At 63.2% G+C, this 22,995-nt stretch carries 17 protein-coding genes; 13 read left to right on the forward strand and 4 right to left on the reverse strand.

The features are described from left to right. Positions 1–23: 23 nt before the first annotated feature. Both AAGF34_RS09285 and AAGF34_RS09290 read left to right on the forward strand, forming a co-directional pair. A complete protein-coding gene (locus AAGF34_RS09285; RefSeq protein WP_342620330.1) occupies positions 24–4,115 on the forward strand; it encodes a YhdP family protein in 4,092 nt (1,363 codons plus the stop codon). Between the two features lie 24 nt (positions 4,116–4,139). Continuing rightward, on the forward strand, positions 4,140–4,955 hold the full coding sequence (locus AAGF34_RS09290; RefSeq protein WP_342620331.1) for a carbon-nitrogen hydrolase family protein: 816 nt from the start codon (positions 4,140–4,142) through the stop codon (positions 4,953–4,955). Here the strand turns inward: AAGF34_RS09290 and AAGF34_RS09295 are convergent. After that, positions 4,950–5,087, reverse strand: a complete 138-nt coding sequence (locus tag AAGF34_RS09295; RefSeq protein WP_342620332.1) for a hypothetical protein — start codon at positions 5,085–5,087, stop codon at positions 4,950–4,952. The genes AAGF34_RS09290 and AAGF34_RS09295 overlap by 6 nt on opposite strands. Here AAGF34_RS09295 and AAGF34_RS09300 point away from each other — a divergent pair. From AAGF34_RS09300 to AAGF34_RS09310, 3 genes are all read left to right on the forward strand, one after another. Beyond that, on the forward strand, positions 5,032–6,228 hold the full coding sequence (locus AAGF34_RS09300) for an MltA domain-containing protein (RefSeq protein WP_342620333.1): 1,197 nt from the start codon (positions 5,032–5,034) through the stop codon (positions 6,226–6,228). The genes AAGF34_RS09295 and AAGF34_RS09300 overlap by 56 nt on opposite strands. Before the next feature lie 72 nt (positions 6,229–6,300). Beyond that, positions 6,301–7,260 (forward strand): chemotaxis protein, encoded by a 960-nt coding sequence (locus AAGF34_RS09305; protein ID WP_342620334.1) that lies wholly within the window; start codon positions 6,301–6,303, stop codon positions 7,258–7,260. A gap of 1 nt (position 7,261) precedes the next feature. Next, the gene (locus AAGF34_RS09310) at positions 7,262–8,530 is read left to right on the forward strand and encodes an amino acid deaminase (RefSeq protein WP_342620335.1); all 1,269 of its coding nucleotides are present in this window, start codon (positions 7,262–7,264) and stop codon (positions 8,528–8,530) included. Here AAGF34_RS09310 and AAGF34_RS09315 read toward each other — a convergent pair. Beyond that, positions 8,515–9,006 (reverse strand): Lrp/AsnC family transcriptional regulator, encoded by a 492-nt coding sequence (locus AAGF34_RS09315; RefSeq protein WP_342620336.1) that lies wholly within the window; start codon positions 9,004–9,006, stop codon positions 8,515–8,517. The genes AAGF34_RS09310 and AAGF34_RS09315 overlap by 16 nt on opposite strands. 116 nt (positions 9,007–9,122) lie before the next feature. On the opposite strand from AAGF34_RS09315, the gene AAGF34_RS09320 reads away from it, so the two are divergent. Then, complete coding sequence (locus AAGF34_RS09320) at positions 9,123–12,743, forward strand: indolepyruvate ferredoxin oxidoreductase family protein (RefSeq protein WP_342620337.1); 3,621 nt, start codon at positions 9,123–9,125, stop codon at positions 12,741–12,743. Here the strand turns inward: AAGF34_RS09320 and AAGF34_RS09325 are convergent. Further along, complete coding sequence (locus AAGF34_RS09325) at positions 12,740–14,182, reverse strand: PLP-dependent aminotransferase family protein (RefSeq protein ID WP_342620338.1); 1,443 nt, start codon at positions 14,180–14,182, stop codon at positions 12,740–12,742. The genes AAGF34_RS09320 and AAGF34_RS09325 overlap by 4 nt on opposite strands. Before the next feature lie 419 nt (positions 14,183–14,601). Here AAGF34_RS09325 and AAGF34_RS09330 point away from each other — a divergent pair, with 419 nt between their 5' ends. Continuing rightward, positions 14,602–16,467 carry an EAL domain-containing protein gene (locus AAGF34_RS09330; protein WP_342620339.1) on the forward strand — a complete coding sequence of 622 codons (1,866 nt, stop codon included), beginning with the start codon at positions 14,602–14,604 and terminating at the stop codon, positions 16,465–16,467. On the opposite strand, the gene AAGF34_RS09335 is transcribed toward AAGF34_RS09330, so the two are convergent. Beyond that, a complete protein-coding gene (locus tag AAGF34_RS09335; protein ID WP_342620340.1) occupies positions 16,464–17,384 on the reverse strand; it encodes a class I SAM-dependent methyltransferase in 921 nt (306 codons plus the stop codon). The two genes, AAGF34_RS09330 and AAGF34_RS09335, sit on opposite strands and share 4 nt — an antisense overlap. A 170-nt stretch (positions 17,385–17,554) precedes the next feature. Here AAGF34_RS09335 and AAGF34_RS09340 point away from each other — a divergent pair, with 170 nt between their 5' ends. From AAGF34_RS09340 to secD, 6 genes are all read left to right on the forward strand, one after another. Continuing rightward, positions 17,555–18,082 carry an ester cyclase gene (locus AAGF34_RS09340; protein ID WP_342620341.1) on the forward strand — a complete coding sequence of 176 codons (528 nt, stop codon included), beginning with the start codon at positions 17,555–17,557 and terminating at the stop codon, positions 18,080–18,082. Between the two features lie 26 nt (positions 18,083–18,108). Continuing rightward, complete coding sequence (locus tag AAGF34_RS09345; protein WP_342620342.1) at positions 18,109–18,783, forward strand: SDR family oxidoreductase; 675 nt, start codon at positions 18,109–18,111, stop codon at positions 18,781–18,783. Next, positions 18,780–19,619, forward strand: coding sequence for a polysaccharide deacetylase family protein (locus tag AAGF34_RS09350; RefSeq protein ID WP_342620343.1), 840 nt, complete (start codon positions 18,780–18,782; stop codon positions 19,617–19,619). Before AAGF34_RS09345 ends, AAGF34_RS09350 begins: the two co-directional genes overlap by 4 nt. 46 nt (positions 19,620–19,665) lie before the next feature. Further along, positions 19,666–20,553, forward strand: a complete 888-nt coding sequence (locus AAGF34_RS09355; RefSeq protein ID WP_342620344.1) for a LysR substrate-binding domain-containing protein — start codon at positions 19,666–19,668, stop codon at positions 20,551–20,553. A gap of 192 nt (positions 20,554–20,745) precedes the next feature. Beyond that, the gene (yajC, locus tag AAGF34_RS09360) at positions 20,746–21,075 is read left to right on the forward strand and encodes a preprotein translocase subunit YajC (RefSeq protein WP_342620345.1); all 330 of its coding nucleotides are present in this window, start codon (positions 20,746–20,748) and stop codon (positions 21,073–21,075) included. Positions 21,076–21,102: 27 nt separating this feature from the next. After that, on the forward strand, positions 21,103–22,983 hold the full coding sequence (secD, locus tag AAGF34_RS09365) for a protein translocase subunit SecD (RefSeq protein ID WP_342620346.1): 1,881 nt from the start codon (positions 21,103–21,105) through the stop codon (positions 22,981–22,983). Positions 22,984–22,995 lie beyond the last annotated feature (12 nt).

Here is a 22,995-nt window from a genome sequence, read left to right on the forward strand (position 1 = left end):
CCTGACATGGTGATCATTTTCTAATGGCGCAGGTGCACGCAACTCCCTCACTGTGGCTCAGAGGTTCCGCCGCGGCAGCGCACTGGGCACTATGGATTTTGCTGGTCGCCTGGATTACCTTGGGCCTGGCTTGGGGTGCCTTGCATTTTTTGATTGTGCCGCGAATCGGAGATTTCCGTCCGTGGCTGGAACAGCAAGCCAGTCAGCGTATGGGGATTACCGTGCGGGTGGGTGACATCGTGGCGCGCTCCAACGGGCTGATTCCATCGGTGGAATTGCTCGACGTGCGCTTCCTGGACGCGGGTGGTCGCGAGTCCCTGCGCCTGCCTTCGGTGCTGGCGGCGCTGTCGCCCCGCTCGGCCTTTGGCCTGGGTTTTGAGCAGTTGTATATCGAGGCGCCCGAGCTGGCCGTGCGTCGCAGTGCCGACGGACGCTTCTGGATTGCCGGCTTTGCCCTGCCCGATACCCACACCCAAGACAGCAGTGCCAGTGATTGGGTGTTTTCCCAAAAGGAACTGGTGGTGCGCCATGGCAAGGTGCGCTGGACCGATGAGCTGCGCGGCCTTCCCACGCTGGAGCTGGATGATGTGGACGTGGTCATCCGCAACAAGCATCTGGCCCACTCGGTGCGGGTGGATGCCGACCCGCCTGCGGGGTGGGGTTCCCGTTTGTCCTTGCGCGGCATCTTCCAGCAAACCCTGTTTTCGCGCCGCAACGGGGATTGGCGCAATTGGGTCGGGCAGCTCTATGCACAGGCCGACCAGGTCGATCTGGCGCAGTTGCGCAACTATTGTGATCTGGGCGTGGACCTGAGCCGTGGGGCCGGTTCCCTGCGCGCCTGGGTGGATGTGGACCATGCCCAGGCCAAGGGCGCCACGGCCGATTTGGCACTGCAGGCGGTGACGGTCAAGGTGGCCGCCGATCTGGAGGCATTGGATCTGGAGCGCGTCTCCGGGCGTCTGGGCGCGCGTCGGCTCGATGGCGGCTATGAGTTGTCGGCCCAGGCGCTGACATTCGATACCCGCGACGGACTGAATTGGCCCGGCGGCAATCTGCAGCTCGGCGTATTTGCACCCAAACCCAAACAAGGTGCCCATGGCACGTTGGTGGCAGACCGGTTGGATCTGGCGGCACTGGCGGAGGTGGCCAGCCGACTGCCGCTGGATGACACATTGCATGCCATGGTGCAGCGTGTGGCCCCCAAGGGCCTGGTGGAGAAACTGCAGTTCAACTGGCAGGGCGAAGCGTCCAACCCCACCAGCTACGCTTTGACCGGCCGCGTCTCGCAACTGACCTTGGCGGCGCAGCCATCCGGCCACAACGGCATCCCCGGCCTGCGCGGGGCCAGCGCGGATTTCGAGATCAACCAGGGGGGCGGCAAGGCCAGCCTGCAGATGCAAGGTGGTGCGGTGGAGTTACCCGGCATCTTTGACAACCCGGTGGTGCCATTCGATTCCCTCAGCGGTGACGTGCAGTGGAAGGTGGACGGGCAACGCATCAGCGTGGACGCCAGCAAGGTGCGCTTCGCCAACACCGATGCACAGGGCGAGGCGCAAATCAAGTGGCAGACCGGTGCCGTGCCGCGTGCGGGCGCGCCCGACCTGCGCTTCCCCGGTGTGCTGGATCTGCAGGGCACGCTCAGCCGCGCCAATGTGGCTGCCGTGCCGCGCTACCTGCCGCGGGTGATGAACAAAGAGGCACGCGAGTACCTGGAGCAGGCGTTGGTGGCGGGCGAGGGCAGCGGCGTCAAGTTCAAGCTCAAGGGCGATCTGGACAAATTTCCATTTGACTCGGCCAAGCAGGGTGAGTTCCGGATTTCGGCCGATGTGCGCAACGTCGGCTATGCCTATGCCCCGCCCCTGGTCATGCCCAAGGACAGTCCGGCCTGGCCCTTGCTGACGCAGGTTGCCGGTGAGTTCGTGCTGGACCATGACCTGCTGCAGGTCAAGGGCGCCAAGGGGCTGCTGTCCACCGGTACCGGCCTGCAGTTCAGCAAGACCGATGTGACGGTTTCCAAGCTGTATTCCGGGCCCCAGGTGGCAGTCGCGGCGGAGGCACGCGGGCCCCTGACCGAGGCGTTGGCGTTTGTGAATGCCTCGCCGGTGGGCGGCTGGATCGGCAATGCCCTGGCGCGCAGCACGGTGACCGGTATTGCCGACTACAAGATCAAGCTCAACATTCCGGTGGACCATGCCGAGAAGTCCACCGCACAGGGCAGTGTTGCTTTGGCCAACAGCGACTTCCAGCTGGTGCCCGGCGTGCCGCGTCTGAATCGCATCAAGGGGCTGGTGAACTTTACCGACACCGGTTTTTCCCTGAGTGGCGTGCAGGCACGCATTCTGGGCGGTGACGTGCGTGTGGAAGGGGGCATGGTCTTTGGCAGCGCGGCCTCGGCGCGCAATGGGCCGGGTAGTCTGCGTTTTCAGGGGGTGGCTACGTCCGAAGGTCTGCGCCAGGCTTCCGAGCTGGGACTGGCGGCCCGGCTGGCGCAGTTCAGCACCGGGAGTGCCGCCTACAGCGCCAATCTGACCTTGCACGGCGGGGTGCCGGAGCTGCTGGTCACCAGCAGCCTGATCGGCATGGCCATCAACCTGCCGGAGCCCTTTGGCAAGTCGCCCGAAGCACCGTTGCCACTGCGTCTGGAGAGCACGGTCGTGCGTGCCTCGCAACAAGCAGGTGCCCGTCTGCAGGACCAATGGCAGGTGGATGTCGGCAAGCTGGCCAATGTGACCTATGTGCGCGATATTTCGGGCGCCGAGCCGCGGGTGGTGCGGGGTGCCATCGGGGTGGGACTGACCGCGGAGGAGTCCGCGCCCATGCCCAGCGAAGGCGTTGCGGCCAACCTCAACCTCAACCGCATTGACGTGGACGCCTGGTCCGCGGTGGTGTCGCGCCTGATGGGCGTTGCAGGAACCGGCACGCCGCTCAGCGGCAATGACAGCAGCTACCTGCCTACCACGGTCGCATTGCGTGCCAAGGAGCTGCTGGCCGACGGGCGCAAGTTCAACCAGATCCTGGTGGGCGGTGCGCGCGACGGGCTGGTCTGGCGCGGCAATGTGGATGCGTCCGAACTCAATGGCTACGTGGAATACCGCCAGAGCACCAGTGCCGCTGCGGGCCGGGTGTACGCACGCCTGTCACGCCTGGTCATAGGTCAGACGGTGGCACAGGATGTAGAGAACATTCTGGACCAGCAGCCCGCCAGCATTCCGGCGCTGGACGTCGTAGTGGATGACTTCGAGCTGCGCGGCAAGAAGCTGGGGCGGCTGGACGTGCAGGCCATCAACCTGGGCGGCGTTCCCGGTCGGGATACGGCGCGGGAGTGGCGTCTGAACCGTTTCAACATCAATACGCCCGAAGCCACGCTGACCGCCTCCGGCAACTGGGTCAACGTGAACGCACAAACACCTGGCGCTGCAGCGCGCGGCGTGCGCGAGCGCAGGCGTACCGTGTTGAACTTCAAGCTGGATGTGGTCGATTCCGGCGACCTGCTCAAGCGCATGGGCATGCCGGGCGTGATTGCGAAGGGACGTGGCAAGGTGGAGGGCCAGGTGTCCTGGCTGGGTTCGCCGTTTTCGCCGGACTACCCCAGCATGGCTGGCGGCTTCAACATGAACATGGAGTCTGGCCAGTTCCTCAAGGCCGAGCCCGGCATTGCCAAGCTGCTGGGGGTGCTCAGTCTGCAGTCGCTGCCACGGCGGCTGACGCTGGACTTCCGCGACGTGTTCAGCGACGGATTCGCCTTCGACTTCGTGCGCGGTGATGTCACCATCGAGCAGGGCATTGCGCACACCAGCAACCTGCAGATGAAAGGTGTGAACGCGGCCGTGATGATGGAAGGCCAGGCCGATATTGCCAAGGAAACCCAGATGCTCAAGGTGCTGGTGATTCCTGAAATCAACCTGGGCAGTGCCTCCTTGCTGTACTCGGCCATCAATCCGGTGGTGGGGCTCACCACCTTCCTGGCCAATGTGATTCTGCGCCGCCCGTTGATCGAAGCCAATACGCAGGAGTTCATGATCGACGGCACCTGGGTGGACCCCCGTGTGACCAAGCTGGAGCACAAACTGGAAACCCCCTCAAACCCGTCTTCTACGTCGACACCCGCAAAATAGGCACCCCTAGAGAGGAACCCCACCATGAAAGTCGCAGCCATTCAGATGATCTCCACCGGCGTCGTGCAGGAAAACCTGAATCAGGCTCGAACCCTGCTGGAGCAGGCCGCACAGCGAGGAGCCGAACTGGCGGTGCTGCCGGAGTATTTCTGCCTGATCGGCCAACGCGATGCCGACAAGCTGGCAATCCAGGAGGCCTTTGGCAAGGGCCCCATCCAGGACTTTCTTTCGGAAACTGCGCGCACACTGGGCCTGTGGATCGTGGCGGGGACGCTGCCACTGAGCGCTTCGGCGCCGGACAAGGTGTTCAACAGCTCGCTGGTGTTCAATCCGCAGGGGATGTGTGTGGCGCGCTACGACAAGATCCACCTGTTTCGCTTTGACAATGGCCGCGAGCAATACGACGAATCGCGGGTGCTGGACCGTGGCAACACGCCAGTGCGTTTTGCCCTGCCTTCCAGGGACGGCCACACCTGGCAGATCGGCATGAGCGTGTGCTACGACCTGCGCTTTTCCGAGCTCTATAGGAGCTATGCGACCGAAGGGGTGGACCTGTTGCTGGTACCCGCGGCTTTTACCCACACCACCGGCAAGGCGCATTGGGAAGTGCTGTTGCGCGCCCGCGCCATTGAAAACCTGGCCTTTGTGGCGGCGGCGGCTCAGGGCGGCACACACCCCAATGGCCGACAGACCTGGGGACAGTCCATTCTGATTGACCCCTGGGGCCATGTGCTGGCCCAGCAGGCTCAGGATCCGGGCGTAGTGATTGCTGAGCTGGACGCGCAGGCGATGCAGCAGTGGCGCAGCCAGTTGCCCTCGCTGCAGCACCGCATACTATGACGCGGGCTTGTCCTTGTCCTGCTCCGTCGAAGAAGGCGGGTCGCCATCCGGGCGGCCCGAAAACATGGTCCACCAGATGATTCCGATGAATAGTAGTCCGGCCCCCAGGGCTTCCAGTAACAGCAGTGTCATGAAGATGGCTTTGGCTTGGTGGTGTGTGGCCCTGATTGTAGGAATGCTGGCCGCCTGTGGCAGTGCCCCGATGAGTCCTGTGGCCACTGCGCCAGTCTCGGCCACTCCGGCACGCGCACCTGCGCCCGGGGCGGTCATCTCTGGCACCAGCACGCAACGCGCCAAGAACCGCTGGACCACCGTGGCGTGGTCGGATCTGCCGGGCTTTGAGGAAGACAACCTGTTTGAAGCCTGGAATGCCTGGATCAAGAGCTGCGAGCGCCCGGGCGCGGCCTTTGCCAGCTACTGCGCCGATGTGCGGCGCCTGAGCATTGCGACACCGGAAATGCAGCGCGACTGGATGCGCCAGCACTTCCAACCCCAGCGTGTGGAAAGTGCGCAGGGAGATCCCAACGGGCTGTTGACGGGCTACTTTGAACCGCAGTTGGACGCCAGTCGTGTGCAGACGGCGGCCTTCAGCATTCCGGTGTACCAGCCGCCGCGCAACCTCAATCAGCGCAAGCCCTGGTACAACCGCCACGACATCGACACCCTGCCCGAAGCCCAGGCCGCGTTACGTGATCGCGTCATAGCCTATGTGGCCGATCCGGTGGATGCACTGGTGCTGCAGATCCAGGGCTCGGGGCGCCTGCGCATTGCCCAGCCGGACGGCAGCAGCAAGCTGATTCGGGTGGCCTATGCCGGAACCAACGACCAGCCCTATCGCAGCGTGGGCCGCTGGCTGCTGGACCAGGGACTGATCAAGGACGCTTCCTGGCCGGGCATCAAGGCCTGGCTGGCACAGAATCCGCAGCGCCAGCAGGAAGCGCTCTGGAGTAACCCGCGCGTGGTGTTCTTCAAGGAAGAGCCCCTGTCCGAGCTGGACGCCGTGTTTGGCCCCAAAGGCGCGCAAGGCGTGGCACTGACACCCGGGCGCTCGATTGCAGTGGACCCCGAGAGCATCCCCTACGGTACCCCGGTGTGGCTGGTCTCCAGCGGCGCACAGACGCGGCTGCAGCGCATGGTGCTGGCACAGGACACCGGTAGCGCCATCACCGGTGCGGTGCGAGCCGATTACTTCGCCGGCTGGGGGCCTGATGCCATGGAACTGGCCGGGCGATTGCGCCAGCCGTTGCAGATGTGGGTTATTTGGCCGAAGTAGCCCAGTTGCAGTTACCATGCCCCTTGCAGGGGCTTTTAACTACAAATCCTCATATTCATATTGGAGAACACCATGAGCAGCAATTCGGCCATGCGCGACATTGATGAGCGCACCAACCTCACCGGAAACAGCATGTTCGAGCTGCTGCTGTTCCGATTGGGTGAGGCCAAGAACACGCAAAAGCGCGAGCTGTTCGGCATCAACGTGTTCAAGGTGCGCGAGATCATGGTCATGCCCGAAATCACCGCCATGGTGAATGCGCCGGATACGGTGATGGGTGTGGCCAACATCCGCGGGCAGATGATTCCCGTGATCAACCTTCCCCTGATTGCCGGTTGCAACCCGACCAAGGGGCTGGGCATTTTGCTGGTGACTGAATTTGCCCGTACCACCCAGGCTTTTGCCGTGGAAGAGGTCAACGAAATCGTACGTCTGGAATGGAAGCAGGTGCTGTCCGCCGAAGGCACGGGTGGCGGACTGGTGACCAGCATCGCGCGGCTGGACGGCAATTCGGAAAACACCCGCCTGGCCCAGGTGCTGGATGTGGAGCAGATCCTGCGCGATGTATTCCCCGAACAGCACAAGGGCGTGCTGGACGGTGACAAGCTGGCGACTGCTGCTATTCCACCCGGTTCCGTGGTGCTGGCGGCGGACGATTCCGCTGTGGCCCGCATGATGATCGAGCAGGGCCTCAAGGCCATGAACATCCCCTACATCATGACCAAGACCGGCAAGGAAGCCTGGGAAAAGCTGGGCTCCATGCAGGCCGACGCCGCTCGACAGGGCAAGTCCATCAAGGACCTGGTCGCGCTGGTGCTGACCGACCTGGAAATGCCGGAGATGGATGGCTTCACGCTCACCCGCAACATCAAGCAGGATTCGCGTTTTTCCGGCATCCCGGTGGTCATCCACTCTTCTCTCACAGGGACCACCAACGAGAGCCACGTCAAGAGCGTGGGCGCAGACGCCTATGTGGCCAAGTTTGTGGCCGAAGAACTGGGTGCAACCATCCGCAAGGTGCTGGAGCGCTGATTTGTTGCTGGACGCGGCCTGCAAGAGTTTCCCTCTGGCTGCTGGAAGTCTGGAGTCAGAGGAACTTGCCGCACTTCAGTGGAATCTGCTGGCCGATGACTTGGCTTATCCGCTGGCCGTGCTCAAGCGCTCCGCGCTGAACCACAACCTGGCCTGGATGCAGGCCTATGCCGCGCGCAAGGGCGTGCATCTGGCGCCGCACGGCAAGACCACCATGTCGCCCGAGCTGTTTCGCATGCAGCTGGATGCTGGCGCCTGGGGCCTGACCTTTGCCACCGTGTTTCAGCTGGCTGTGGGGGTACATGCTGGCGTGCGCCGCGCCATCATTGCCAACCAGGTGTTGGCCGCAGCTGACCTGGCGGGATTGCGCAGCCTGCTGCAGACGCATGCCGATCTGCGGGTCTGGTTTTTGGTGGACTCGCTGGCGCAACTGCGGCTGATCGAGCAATGGGCGGTCGCGCAAGCCGTCTACCAGCCCTTTGACGTGCTGCTGGAAATGGGCGTTGCGGGCAAGCGCACCGGTTGCCGCACGCAGGAGGAAGCATGGGAGCTGGCGCAGGCACTCGCTTCCTCGCCCGCAGTGCGCCTGTGCGGCGTGGAGTGCTACGAAGGCATCGCCGCACAATGCGACAACGATCACGATGTGCGCGCCGTCTCGGACCTGGTGCGCCGCGTGGTGCAGGTGGTGCGGGCCTGTGATGCACAAGGGCTTTTCGCCGATGAACGCATCCTGCTCAGCGCCGGCGGCTCGGCGGTGTTCGACCTGGTGCTGCCGCTGCTCACCACCGGCGACTTGTCACGGCCCGTGGACGGCGTGCTGCGCTCAGGCTGCTACATCACCCACGACCACGGACATTACACCCGCTACCTGCACCTGATGGAGCAACGCGAAGGCTTGCAGGAATCCCTGCAACCGGCGCTGGAAGTGTGGGCGCTGGTGCAATCGGTGCCCGAGCCCGGCCAGGCCTTTCTGAGCTGTGGGCGGCGCGATATTTCCCATGACATTGAGCTGCCCATGCCGCAGCGTGTGGCCCGTGCCGGTGTGCGTTCGGTGGATGGCATGCAGCCCACGCCGCCCGACTGGCGCATTACCGCACTCAACGACCAGCACGCCTATTTGCAGTTTGATCCGGCTGGCAATGCACCCGCCGTGGGTGACCGCGTGGTGCTGGGCATTTCGCATCCCTGCACCACCTTTGACAAGTGGCGCTGGATGGCGGTGGTGGAAGACGACTACCGCGTTTGCGGCGCCATTCACACCTGCTTCTGATTGCGTCGCAGGTGGCTGAGCGGCAAGGCGCTGCTGGCCTTGATCTCGCCCAGGGAAAAGCTGGTGTGCACGTCCTTGACGTTGGGCAGATTGATCAGCACATTGCGGGCAAACTGGCTGAAACTCTCCAGGTCGCGACTCACTACCTGCAGCTCGAAGGTGCCGGTGCCGCTGATGTAGTGGCAGCTGATGATCTCGGGAATGGAGCGTATGCCTTCCTCCAGCGCCTGCAGCACATCCCCGCTGTTGCGGTCCGCATCCAGCCGCACAAAGGCCAACACACCCAGCCCGATCTTGTGACGATTGATCTCGGCGCGGTAACCGCTGATGTAGCCGCTTTCCTCCAGCGCCTTCACGCGCCGCCAGCACGGCGCCGCGCTCAGGCCGACGCGCTGGGCCAGTTCGGCATTGGTCAGGCGGCCATCGTTTTGCAGCTCATTCAGGATGGCTACGTCGAACTGATCAAGTGTTTCCAAAATATGCCAATATAAGAAAGACTATTGCCACATTATTCTAAATTCAAGCAAACAAAGCAAACACTTATCTGGCTTGCAGGCATACACTTTCCGCACAAAACGCCGGAGACAAAGCCATGAACGCACCCCTCAATCGCGACCTGCCAGAGCACATCCGCAAGGCACTGGAAACGGTCACCCTGGACGACAAATACGCTATTGACCATGGCCCGGCCTTCATGAGCGGCGTGCAGGCCTTGGTTCGCCTGCCCATGTTGCAGCGTGTGCGCGATGCACAGCTGGGCAAGAACACCGCGGGTTTCATCAGCGGTTACCGCGGCTCGCCGCTGGGCGGTTATGACCAGGCGCTGGTCAAGGCGCAAAAGCATCTGGCGGCGAACCACATCGTGTTCCAGCCCGGCGTGAACGAGGAACTGGCCGCCACCGCACTATGGGGAACGCAGCAACTGGGCTTTGCACCGCCCGGCACCAACAAGTTCGACGGCGTGTTCGGCATCTGGTACGGCAAGGGCCCCGGCGTAGACCGCTGCTCCGATGTGTTCAAGCACGCCAATATGGCTGGTACCACCCCCTGGGGCGGTGTGATCGCAGTGGCCGGTGACGACCACATTTCCAAGAGCAGCACCGCCGCCCACCAGAGCGACCACATCTTCAAGGCCTGCGGTTTTCCGGTGTTCTTCCCGGCCAATGTGCAGGAGATCCTGGACTTGGGGCTGCATGCCTTTGCCATGAGCCGCTTCTCCGGCGTGTGGGCGGGTCTGAAAACCATTCAGGAAATCGTCGAGTCCAGCGCCACCGTGATGGTGGACCCCAACCGGGTGCAGATCCAGACACCCACCGACTTCGTACTGCCCCCAGGCGGCCTGCACATCCGCTGGCCCGACCACGCGCTGGAGCAGGAGGCGCGTCTGTTTGACTACAAGTGGTACGCGGCCTTGGCCTACATCCGCGCCAACCGGCTCAACTACAACGTGATTGAGGGGCCGAATGACCGCTTCGGCATCATCGCCAGCGGCAAGGCTTTCAACGACACGCGCCAGGCGCTGCTGGACTTGGGGCTGGACAACGCCACCTGCCAGCGTCTGGGCATACGCCTGCACAAGGTGGGCGTGGTGTGGCCGCTGGAAGCCCAGCTCACGCGTGAATTCGCCACCGGCCTGCAGGAGATCCTGGTGGTGGAAGAGAAGCGCCAGGTCATCGAATACCAGCTCAAGGAAGAGCTGTACAACTGGCGTGCCGACGTGCGCCCCACGGTGCTGGGCAAGTTCAATGAAGTGGAAACGCCGGACCACTATGGCGCAGGCGGCGAATGGTCCATGCCCAATCCCACGGCCAACACCTTGCTGCGGGCCAATGCCGATCTCAATCCCGCACTGATCGCCCGTGCCATTGCCCAGCGCATCAAGAAACTGGGGCTGGATGCAGACACCGCCGCGCGCATCGACGCGCAGCTCGCCATCCTGCAGGCCAAGGAGCAAGCCATGCATGCCATCGAGCTCTCCAGCGGCCAGGGCCCGCAACGCCAGCCCTGGTTCTGCTCGGGTTGTCCGCACAACACCTCCACGCGCGTGCCCGAGGGTTCACGCGCCATGGCCGGTATTGGCTGCCACTTCATGACCATCTGGATGGACCGCGACACCGTGGGCTTCACCCAGATGGGCGGTGAGGGCGTGCCCTGGGTTGGCCAGCAGCCCTTCAGCAAAGACCAGCACATGTTTGCCAACCTGGGCGATGGCACGTACTTCCATAGCGGCCTGTTGGCGGTGCGCCAGAGCATCGCGGCGGGTGTGAACATCACTTACAAGATTCTGTACAACGACGCCGTAGCCATGACCGGCGGCCAGCAGGTGGGTGAGCGCCCCGAGGGGCACAGCGTGGTGCAGATCGCGCAGAGCATGCGCGCAGAAGGCGCGGTGAAGATCACTATCGTCACCGACGAGCCTGAAAAATACGACAGCGTGCAGGGCCTGCCCGCGGGCATTGCCATCCAGCACCGCGATACGCTGGATGCGGTGCAGCGCGAGTTCCGTGAAATCAAAGGCACCACCGTCATCATCTACGACCAGACCTGCGCTACCGAAAAGCGCCGCCGCCGCAAGCGCGGCACGCTGGTGGACCCGGCCCGCCGCGTGGTCATCAACGAAGCCGTGTGCGAGGGCTGCGGCGACTGCAGCGTGCAGAGCAACTGCATCAGCGTGGAGCCGCTGGAAACCGAGCTGGGCCGCAAACGCCAGATCAACCAGAGCACCTGCAACAAGGACATGTCCTGCCTCAAGGGCTTCTGCCCCAGTTTCGTCACCATCGAAGGCGGCAAGCTCAAGAAACCCAAGCCCGCGGTGGACAAGGCCCAGGCACTGCCCGCGCTGCCGTTGCCGAACGTCCCCGATCTGCAAGGCACGCCCGGCGCGGTCTGGGGCATCGTGGTGGCGGGCGTGGGCGGCACCGGCGTGATCACCATAGGCCAGTTGCTGGGCATGGCCGCACACCTGGAGGGCAAAGGCATCGTCACCCAGGACGCCGGTGGCCTGGCGCAAAAGGGCGGCGCGACCTGGAGCCATGTGCTCATTGGCGCCACGCAGGATGACATCCGAACCACCCGCGTGGGCACGGCCTCGGCCGACCTCATCATCGGTTGCGACCCCATTGTGGTGGCCGGCAAGGAGACGCTGGTGCGCATGCGACCGGGCCGCACCCATGTGGCCCTCAACAGCAACAGCACGCCCACCGCAGGGTTTGTGACCAATGCCAACTGGATCAATCCGGGCGAGCAGTGCATTGCCGATATCGGTCGCATCGTGGGCGAGCGCCTGTCTACGTTCGACGCTGACGCGCTGGCGGTGCAGGTGCTGGGTGACAGCATCTACACCAACCCCATGATGCTGGGCTACGCTTGGCAAAAGGGCTGGATCCCGCTGCGCCTGGAGTCCCTGATGCGCGCCATTGAACTCAATGCTGTAGCGGTGGAAAACAACCGTACCGCCTTCGAGTGGGGCCGCCGCGCGGCGGTGGACCCGGCTGCGGTGCAGCGCATGCTGCAGCCCGCACAGGTCATCGCCTTCACGCCGCGCCGCAAGACCGGCAAAGACGGCCTGGATGCGGCCATCCAGTTCCGTGTGGAATATCTCACCGGCTACCAGAATGCTGCCTATGCCGAGCAGTACCGCGCCTTTGTGGAGCGGGTGCGCGCAGCCGAGTCGGCGCTTGGCACGTCAGACGCCATGCCCTTGACCGAGGCAGTGGCGCGCTACCTGTTCAAGCTCATGGCCTACAAGGACGAGTACGAAGTGGCACGCCTGCACAGCGAGGCGGCGTTTGCGGCCAAGGTCCAGGCCCAGTTTGAAGGCGACTACCAGCTCAACTACCACCTCGCTCCGCCCCTGTTTGCGCGCAGGAACGACAAGGGTGAACTGCAGAAGATGCGCTTTGGCGCCTGGATGGGAACGGCCATGAAGCTGCTGGCGGGCATGAAGTTCCTGCGCGGTACGGCGCTGGATGTCTTCGGGCGCAGCGAAGAGCGCCGCACCGAGCGTGCACTCATTGCCGAGTACCGCAGCGCCATGGAAGGCTTGCTGCCCACGCTCACCCTGGGCAACCGCGACGCTGCTGCCGCCTTTGCCCGTGTGCCCGAGCAGATACGCGGCTTTGGCCATGTGAAGGAGCGGCATCTGCAGGCGGCACGCCTGCAATGGGACACGCTGCTGCAGAAGGCCCACGCGCCAGAGGCCAAGCGCGCCTAACGCGCAACAGCTCCTACGGTGATGGGTGCGCTGCTGGCAACAATCTTGCCCAGCGCCGCCATGGCCCGTTCGCTGGCGTCGTTCCAGGCGTGACCAAAATTCAGGCGGATGCAGTTCTTGAAGGCATGTGACGCCGAAAAAATCGGGCCCGGTGCCACGCTGATATCCATCGCAAGTGCACGCTCGTGCACATGCATGGCGTCCACCCCTTCGGGCAGTTCGACCCACAGGAAATAGCCGCCTTCCGGTCGGGTGGCGCGTGTGCCGGCGGGAAAGTAGTGACCTACCGCCTGCGAAAAAATGCGTTGCTGCTCGGCCAGGGTCTGACGCAGTTTGCGCAAATGCTTGTCGTAGCCGCCCTGTTCCAGATAGTTGGCAAGACCTCCTTGCGCCGGTGCTGAAGTGGTCAGCGTGGTGATCAATTTCTTCTGCGCCACTCGCCGCGCATAGCGGCCAGGTGCGGACCAGCCGATGCGGTAGCCCGGCGCCAGGCACTTGGAAAACGAGGAGCAATGCATCACGATGCCCGTCGTGTCATAGGCCTTTGCCGGTAGCGGCCGCTTGTCGCCGAAGTACAGCTCGGCGTACACGTCGTCCTCGATCAGGGGAACATCATGCCGTGTCAGCAACTCGACCAGCGCCTTCTTCTTGTCCTCGGCCATCAGCGTGCCCAGCGGATTCTGGAAATTGGGCATCAGCCAGCAAGCAGCCGGTTGGTGCAGCTGTATGGTTTTCTCCAGGCTGGGCAGGTCGATTCCGCCTTTGGGGCAGGTGGGTACCTGGATGGCACGCAGCCCATGGTTTTCCAGCGCCTGCAGCGCGCCGTAGAAGGTCGGGCATTCCACAATGACAGCATCACCCGGGCGTGCGACCGCTTGCAGGCACAGGTTGAGTGCCTCCAGCGCTCCGTTGGTGATGACGATCTCATCCATGTGCACCTGCATGCCGTCGGCCAGATAACGCAGCGCGATCTGGCGCCGCAGATCGGGGCTTCCCGGTGTCAGATAGTCCACCGTATCCCAGGGTTCAAAGTTCTTGGCACTTTGAGCCATGGAGCGGCCTAGTCGCGCCAGTGGAAAGAGCAGCGGGCTGGGAAAGGCAGAACCAAAGGGCACCACGTTGCGCGATCGGGTGGACTCCAGAATGGCGAATACCCGGGCGCACACATCGACGGAGATGGGCGTATTGGCGGGTTGCGAGGGGGCATCCACCGTGGGTGGCGCCTTGCGCGAGCTCCAGTTGACGAAGTAACCCGAACGTTGCCGGGCGCGGATGATGCCGCGCGCTTCCAGCAGGTAGTAGGCCTGGAACACGGTGGAAGCGCTCAGGCCACGGCTGGTGCTGGTACTGCGTACCGAGGGTAGCCTGTCACCGTTGCGCAAAACGCCGGCAAGGATGGAGCCCTCGATTTCCTTGGCGAGTACTTCGTAGCGCTTCATCGGCAACATTCCTTCCCTGGGACCTGCAACAAATGGTATGGGATTGAACGCTGCAGCGGCAGGGCTGTCAATGCGCAAATCCGGTCTGGCGCGGGTTGCTGCGGTCATCTGCTATGGCGAAATGAGCCGTATCTGCTCCTTTTATTTGTACCGGGCCGACGCAATAGTACGTATCAGCTGACTTGCAGACCTGCAGTCACACCGTTCTTTCTGGCGACCCCACCAGAGAGAGGCCCAGGCAATCCACCCGGCGCAGGGGCCTGCAATACCCGTCAACGATTCAACTTGTCATGAGCAATGTCCGCTTCAACGAAATGGTGCGCAGAGCCCTGGTGCATGTCCTCAAACTCAGGATTTACCAGGCCGACTCTCCGGGATTCAGCAGCAAAAGTGCAGCACAACTGCGAAGGATTGAACAGATGATGACCACCGCAATGAACGAAGCCTTGCCAGCCAGCCGTCGCCACCAGAACACGCGCCATGCCGGCAGCAGCATGCGCACGGCCGAGCGCAAACGCATCGAACGGGAGCTGCGCATTGCAGCCACCGCCTTCGAGGCGCATGAGGGCATGATGATCACCGATGCCGACAAGGTCATCCTGCGCGTCAACCGGGCATTTGCCGAGTCCAGCGGCTACACACCGGAAGAGGTGATCGGCAAGACGCCACAGTTGTTTCGCTCCCATTGCCATGGGCCAGCGTTCTATGAAGAGCTCTGGCGTGAAGTGGATCAAAAAGGGTATTGGCGTGGCGAGATGGTGACCCGGCGCAAGAACGGTGAGCTCTTCCCGGTCTGGTACACCATGACAGGTGTCAGAGGAAGCAATGGAGCCATTACCAACTACGTGACCACCTCTACCGACATCACCCGCCAGAAGAAGGCCGAGAAGGAGATTGGCGAGCTGGTGTTCTACGACCCGCTCACCAAGCTGGGCAACCGCCGCTTGCTGATGGATAGGTTGCAGCAGGCGCTGACAGGCATTCGCCGCAGTGGCAACCGCGGCGCGCTGTTCTTCATCGATCTGGACAATTTCAAGACGCTCAATGACACGGCCGGGCACGAAGTGGGCGACCTGCTGCTGCAGCAAGTGGCCAAGCGGCTGGGAACCTGCATACGCGATGGCGATACGGTGGCCCGATTGGGGGGTGACGAATTTGTGGTCATCCTCACCGACCTGAATGCACAGCTCGAGCCCGCCATGCACCTGGCCCGCCAGGTGGGCGAGCGCATTCTGGAGACGCTCAATATGCCTTATGAGCTCGCCGGGCAGGTCCATCTGAGCAGTCCCAGCATTGGCGTGGTGATGTTCTGCAAGTCGAATGAGACCGTGCAGGAACTGCTGCGCCACGCCGATCTGGCGATGTACCAGGCCAAGGCTGGCGGGCGCAATGGCTTGCGATTTTTTGACCCGGCCATGCAGACCGCCATCAAGGTGCGCGCCGATCTGGAAGCCGCCTTGCGCCAGGCCCTGCAGCGCCGCGAGTTCGTGCTGCACTACCAGCCGCAGATCAATGCCGAGGGCAAACTCGTCGGTGCAGAAGCCCTGGTGCGTTGGCAGCATCCGCAGCGCGGGCTGTTGTCGCCAGGCGAATTCATTGGCGTTGCAGAAGAGTCGGGCATGGTGGTGCCACTGGGCCTGCAGGTGCTGGAAATCGCCTGCGAACAGCTGGTGCAGTGGGCGCGCAGTTGCACGCTGTGTGACTTCGTGCTGTCGGTCAACGTCAGTGCCCGCCAGTTTCACCAGAGCGAGTTTGTGGAGCAGGTGCTCGCCACCCTGCAGCGCACTGGTGCGAACCCCAAGAGGTTGAAGCTGGAGCTGACCGAAAGCCTGCTGCTGGACAACGTGGAAGACACCATCACCAAGATGACCACGCTACGTTCGCACGGCGTGAGCTTTGCGTTGGATGACTTCGGCATCGGCTATTCGTCGCTCTCGTACCTCAAGCGCCTGCCGCTGGACCAGCTCAAGATCGATCAGTCCTTTGTCCGCACGGTGCTATCGGATGCGAACGATGCGGCCATTGCCAAGATGATTGTTGCCCTGGGCCAGACCATGGGCCTGACCGTGATTGCCGAAGGCGTGGAGACGCAGGAGCAGCGGGACTTCCTGCTGGAATCGGGCTGCATCGTCTACCAGGGCTACTACTTTGGACGTCCCATGCCGACGGAGCAATTCGAAGCCTTCCTGCGCAATATCGAATGCCTGGAGGAGACATCGACGCTGATTCATCGCTGCATGCAGGCCGGCAAACCGGATGGCGAGCGCAGCTTGCGCGCCGCCTAATCTGCTGCCCGGTAGACCAGCACTTTGAGCGCACGCTCGGGTGACACGTCTGCAAACGCAGTTGGGTTGGCAACGCGTTGCACATATTGCAGTTCGGGCGCCAGCTCCTGCATCTGCTGCTGCAGGAAGTCGCTGCCCAGCTCGGGCGCATTCAGGCACAGCAGTGCATGCCCGCCTGCATCCAGCAGGTCTGGCAGGCGGCGTATCAGGCGGGCATAGTCCTTGGCGGCGACAAAGCTGCCCTTCTGGTAGCTGGGTGGGTCCATGATGACCAGGTCATACGGGCCGCTGCGCGTGATCTTTCCCCAGGTTGAGAAGATGTCATGCGCCAGAAAGCTGGCCCCCGCCGTGATGCCGTTGAGCTGGTGGTTGTGCTGGCCGTCGCGCATGGCGCCGTGGCTCATGTCCACATTCACCACCTGCCGCGCACCGGCCTGCAGTGCCACCACGGAGAAAGCGCAGGTATAGGCAAACAGGTTGAGCACCTTGCATCGCGGCTGGCTTGCCACGTAGTCATGTACCCAGCGCCGCCCCTCTGCCATGTCCAGAAACAGACCATGGTTCTGGCCTCTGTTCACATGTACGCGAAAACGCGCCCCACCTTCCTGCACCACATGTGGGTCCGGCACGGTGCCAGCCATCAGCCGCGTCTCGAGGTGCCCTTGCGCGCGGCACTGGTACACCCAGTTGAGCGGCTGGTCGCTAGCGATGTGCTGCCAGCGTGCGGTCAGCGCCGTGTGGACCTGGGACAGTGCGGCGTCATCCAGCGGCAGAAAACTGGTCAGCACAAAGACCGGTGTGTAGCTGTCCAGCGCCAGGTGTTCACAACCGGGAAAGAGGCCGCCACGGCCATGGAAGAGGCGCGTGGCATCGGAGCAGGGTTCCATCGTGGCGATGGTGTCGAGTAAGGCTTGCATAGGTGGGCTGAGCTTACCAACCACCCACTCCGCGGCCTGATGCCGGGCTGATTCTCAAGCCCGGCAATAAAGTCCTTCAAGGCGCAAACGCATTCTCAAACGGGGCTGAAAGTCCAAGAATTCCTCCATGCGCACATTCCGCGCACAACTGTTTTGAGGAACTTATCGTCATGCTTCGTTTGCCCCTGTTTTCTGCCCTGTTGGTGGTCTTGCCGGCTGCCACGTTTGCTGCAGCTACCTCGCCTGCCGACGATCTGCCGCGGCCGCATCACCTGGTTGCAGCGCCCGATGGTCAGGACGCCGCACTGGCCGCGCGCCGCTATGCCGCCTTCTGGAATACCGGCCTACCCGCCTTTGCCGAAGCGGCACTGGCCACCAGCTTCATGGACCGCACCTTGCCCGCCGGCCGCCCGCAGGGCCCCCAAGGTCCGTTGGCAGCGTCGCAGGCCTTTCGCGCGGCCGTGCCCGATCTGCGGGCTGAAATCGATGACATGGTGGTGGCCGGTGACCGTGTCAGCGTGCGCCTGCATTTCCAGGGGCACTTCAGTGGTCAGTTCGGCGGCGTGCAGGGCCAGGGCCAGGCCGTCGACTTCCGGGCGTTCGACCTCTACCGCGTGGAGGCGGGCCGTATTGCCGAGAACTGGCATCTGGAAGATAACCTGACCCTGCTGCAGCAACTGGGTGTGGTTGCCCGCTGATGCCGGCCACAGAAAAGGAATACACCATGAACTTCTCTTCTTCCTTGCAAGGCCAGCATGTGGTCGTTGTGGGCGGTACATCCGGCATTGGCCGCGCAGTGGTCCGTGCTGCGCAGACCGCAGGCGCCAAGGTCACAGCGCTGGGGCGTGGCAGCGGGATTGCCTGCGATGTGACCGACCCGGACAGCGTGAACCAGGCCTTTGCACGACTGGGACCGGTGGACCATCTGGTGATCACTGCTGGTGCACGCGTGGGCTCGCCCAGCCTGGCGCAGCTGACCGACGCCGAACTGGCGTTAACCTACGAGGTCAAGCTGTTTGGCGCTTTGCGCGCCATTCGTTTCGCCTTGCCAAAGCTGGCGCCGCAGGCGTCGGTCACCCTGACCTCCGGATTGCTGTCGCGCAAGCCCAGTGCAGGCGGCTTGCTCAAAGGCAGCGTCAATGCAGCCATCGAAGCGGCGGCGCGCCAGCTGGCCAAGGAGCTGGCACCCCGGCGCGTCAATGTGGTGAGTCCCGGTGTCGTCGATACCGAGCTCTGGAGCGGCTCCACGCGTGAGGCAACGCTGGCGCGCATAGGCGCCGGTCTGCCCGTCGGGCGTGTCGGTCTCCCCCACGAGCTGGCGCAGGCCTATGTGCTGGCCATGGCCAACGGATTCATGACCGGCGCGGTCATCGACGTGGATGGCGGAGGCCTGCTATGAAAAACCACTGGCCCGAGGGCATACGCCTGGTTGTTTCGCTGTCCATGCAATTCGAAGCGGGGGCGCAAGGCGAGCGCGACAACGGCGCGCCTTTTCCTCCCCTGCGCGAGGCCGTGCCCGATCTGCCAGCAGCCACCTGGTTTGACTACGGCGTGCGCGAGGGCATTCCCCGCATGCTGGACCTGTGGGACCGCTACCGCGTGCCGGTGACATCGCATATGGTGGGCCGTGCGGTGGAGGCTACACCCGCTTTGGCCCGCGAGATTGTGGAACGGGGCCACGAAGCCGCCGCCCATGGACACACCTGGACGCCGCACTGGACGCTCAGCCCCGAAGAAGAGCGCGCATCCTACGTGGCCAATGTGGCAGCCATCGAGCGCGCCACCGGCACCCGGCCCACCGGCTTCAATGCCTTCTGGCTGCGTGGCACGCCGCACACCTTGTCGGTTTTGCAGTCCCTGGGTTTTCGGTACCACATCGACGATTTGTCGGCGGACGAGCCGCTGCGTACCACGGTCAATGGCCAGCCCTTTGCCATCGTGCCCTACACGCTGCGCAACAACGACATTGCCCGCTACGGGGCGGAGGGGCCACTGACCGCGGCGGCCTTCGGCCAGGAGTTGCGCGATGAGTTTGACCAGCTGTATGCCGAGGCCGCGCTACGCCGGCGCATGATGTCAGTCTCGCTGCATGACCGCATTGGTGGCACGCCTGCGCGCATCAAGGTGCTGGGTGACTTCCTGCGCTATGCCCTGGGCCATCCGGGCGTGGTGTTCCTGCGCAAGGACCGCATTGCCGAATGGGCGCTCACCATGCCGGGAGTGCCCGAGCGATAGTGCAGGCCGCGCCACCGGAGACATGCGCTTGGTGGATACTGCAGGCATGGATCGACTCAACGATTTGCGCCTGTTTGTGGACGCTGCGGCACTGGGCAGTTTTTCTGCCGCAGGCCGCAAGCAGGGCTTGTCGGCCGCTGCATCCAGTGCCTGCATCCAGCGGCTGGAAGCGGCCCTGGGGGTCAAGCTGTTTGAGCGCACCACCCGGCGCCTGCGCCTGACCGAAGAAGGCGAGGCGTATCGGCATTACGGCCAACAGGCGCTTGACGCGTTGGCAGAGGCCGAACAGCTGCTGCTGGCCGGGCAGACCGAGGTGCGGGGCACCTTGCGCATCTCGGCTCCGTCCGACCTGGGGCGCAATGCCCTGCTGACCCACCTGGGCAGTTTTCAGGCCCAGCACCCGCATGTCCGTGTGGTGCTGTCCCTGGACGACACGCCGGTCAACCTGGTGGGCGATGAAATCGATCTGGCCATCCGCTACGGGCAGCCACCGGACAGCCGCATGGTGGCCCGCCTGCTTGCACAAAGCCGCCGGGTGGTGTGTGCGTCGCCCGGTTTGCTGGCCCGTGTGGGCGTGCCGCAGGCGCCTGCGGATCTGGCCGGCCTGCCCACCCTGGCGCTGGTGACCTCCGGCGGGCTCATGAACGAATGGGTCTACCGCAGCAACGGCGCCCGGCGCACGGTCAAGGTAAACCCACAGCATGAGAGCAATGACGGGGAGGTGCTCCGGCGCTGGGCCGTCAACGGACTGGGGTTTGTGTACAAGTCGCTGCTGGATGTGTCCGACGATCTGCAAGCCGGGCGGCTGATCACCGTGCTGGACGGCTGCTTCACAGAGGCGGCACCGCTGCACCTGCTCTACCACCCGCACGGATTCCAGCCACCGCGCCTGCGCTTGATGGTCGCGCACCTCCAAAAAACCTTTGCCGGGTAGCACAGTCAGCGCTTCCCGTGCAGCTTTACATGGCTGCTGGCGCATTCCCTTGCAAATCCTGGGCATCCTGAAACGCCGTCATCCCCGCCCAATTACAATGCAGGGTTGCCTCGCACGCAGACCTGACTCCATGTAACAAGGGGCGGGCGGTGTGCGTGAGCCGTCTTTAATCCCCTTTTGTGGAGTTTGCCTGTGTTCATTTCTTCTGCCTACGCCCAAACCGCTCCTGCCGCCGCTGGTGGAGACATGCAGTCTTCGCTGATGAGCATGCTGCCTTTGGTGCTGATGTTTGTGGTGCTGTACTTCGTCATGATCCGCCCCCAGATGAAGAAGCAAAAGGAAACCAAGGCCATGATCGATGCGCTGGCCAAGGGTGACGAAGTGGTCACCGTGGGCGGTATTCTGGGCAAGATCACCAAGATCAGCGACAACGCCCTGGGCCTGGAAGTGGCCAACGGCGTGGAAGTGCAGATTCAGCGCAATGCTGTGGTGCAAGTGCTGCCCAAGGGCTCCATCAAGTAATTTCCCCCAAACAACCCTGGCGCGAACATGAACCGTTACCCGGTATGGAAGTACGCGATCATCCTGATCGCGCTGTTGGTGGGCGGGCTCTATGCCCTGCCCAATTTTTTTGGTGAAGCCCCGGCGGTACAGGTATCCGTGGGTAAGACCGGGATGCGGCTGGATTCCGCGTCGCTGGGTCTGGTGGAAGATGCGCTGAAGGCCGCAGGGATTGCACCCGACGCGGTGGCTTTGGATGGAACTTCCATCCGCGCGCGCTTTTCCAATACCGATGCGCAGCTCAAGGCCAAGGATGCGATCCAGAAGGCGCTGAACCCGGATCCGGCAGATCCCGCCTATGTGGTGGCGCTCAACCTGCTGAGCCGTTCGCCAGCCTGGCTGAGTGCGCTGCATGCGTCTCCCATGTACCTGGGCCTGGATTTGCGCGGCGGCGTGCACTTCATGCTGCAGGTGGACATGCAGGCCGCTTTGAGCAAGCGTGCCGAATCGCTGGCCGGCGATATTCGTACGGTGCTGCGTGAAAAGAATGTGCGCCACAGCGGTATCAACCGCAATGGCCAGACCATCGAAGTCAAGTTCCAGGATAGCCAGACCATGGATACGGCCAAGGGCATCATCCAGGACCAGTTCAATGAGCTGACCAGCACCGAGTCGCCCGATGGCACCGGATTCAAGCTGGTGGCCTCCATCAACCCGGTGGCGGGTCGCAAGATCCAGGAGCAGGCGCTCAAGCAGAACATCACCACCCTGCACAACCGGATCAATGAGCTGGGCGTGGCCGAGCCGGTGATCCAGCAGCAGGGTCTGGACCGCATCGTGGTGCAACTGCCGGGCGTGCAGGACACCGCCAAGGCCAAGGACATCCTGGGTCGCACTGCCACGCTGGAAATCCGCATGGTGGAAGAGAGCGCGGAAGCCCGCGCTGCCGAGGCCGGCACCGGCCCGGTACCCTTTGGAACCGAGCGCTACCTGGAACGCAGTGGCGCACCGGTGATCGTCAAGAAGCAGGTCATCTTGACCGGCGACAACCTGACCGATGCCCAGCCCGGCTTTGACAGCCAGACGCAAGAGGCTGCGGTCCACCTGACGCTGGACGCCAAGGGCGCACGCATCTTCCGCGACGTGACGCGCGAGAGCATTGGCAAGCGTATGGCCATCCTGCTGTTTGAAAAAGGCAAGGGTGAAGTAGTCACCGCACCGGTGATCCGCTCCGAAATCGGCGGCGGTCGGGTGCAGATTTCCGGTCGCATGACGACCACGGAAGCCGCTGACACGGCCTTGCTGCTGCGCGCCGGTTCCCTGGCTGCGCCCATGGAAATCATCGAAGAGCGCACCATCGGTCCGTCGCTGGGTGCCGAGAACATTGCCAAGGGCTTCAACAGCGTGACCTGGGGCTTTTGTGCCGTGGCCGTCTTCATGTGTATCTACTACATGCTGTTTGGCATGATTTCCAGCTTGGCGCTGGCGGTCAATCTGTTGCTGCTGGTGGCGGTGCTGTCCATGCTGCAGGCCACGCTGACGCTGCCCGGCATGGCGGCCATGGCGTTGGTGCTGGGTATGGCGATTGACTCCAATGTGCTGATCAACGAGCGCGTGCGTGAAGAGCTGCGCAACGGTTCTTCGCCGCAGGCTGCCATCCACGCCGGTTACGACCGAGCCTGGGCCACCATCATCGACTCCAACGTCACCACCCTGATCGCGGGTTTGGCCTTGCTGGCTTTCGGCTCCGGGCCGGTGCGTGGTTTTGCCGTGGTGCACTGCCTGGGTATCCTGACGAGCATGTTCTCGGGCGTGTTCTTCTCACGCGGCGTGGTCAACGTTTGGTATGGCCGCCAGAAGAAGCTCAAGACCGTGTCCATTGGCACGGTGTGGAAGCCCACGGCGGGCGACCAGATCATCAAGAGCTAAACGGGAAGTACT

The organism is Rhodoferax sp. GW822-FHT02A01 (assembly GCF_038784515.1).
Classification (GTDB): Bacteria; Pseudomonadota; Gammaproteobacteria; order Burkholderiales; family Burkholderiaceae_C; genus Allorhodoferax.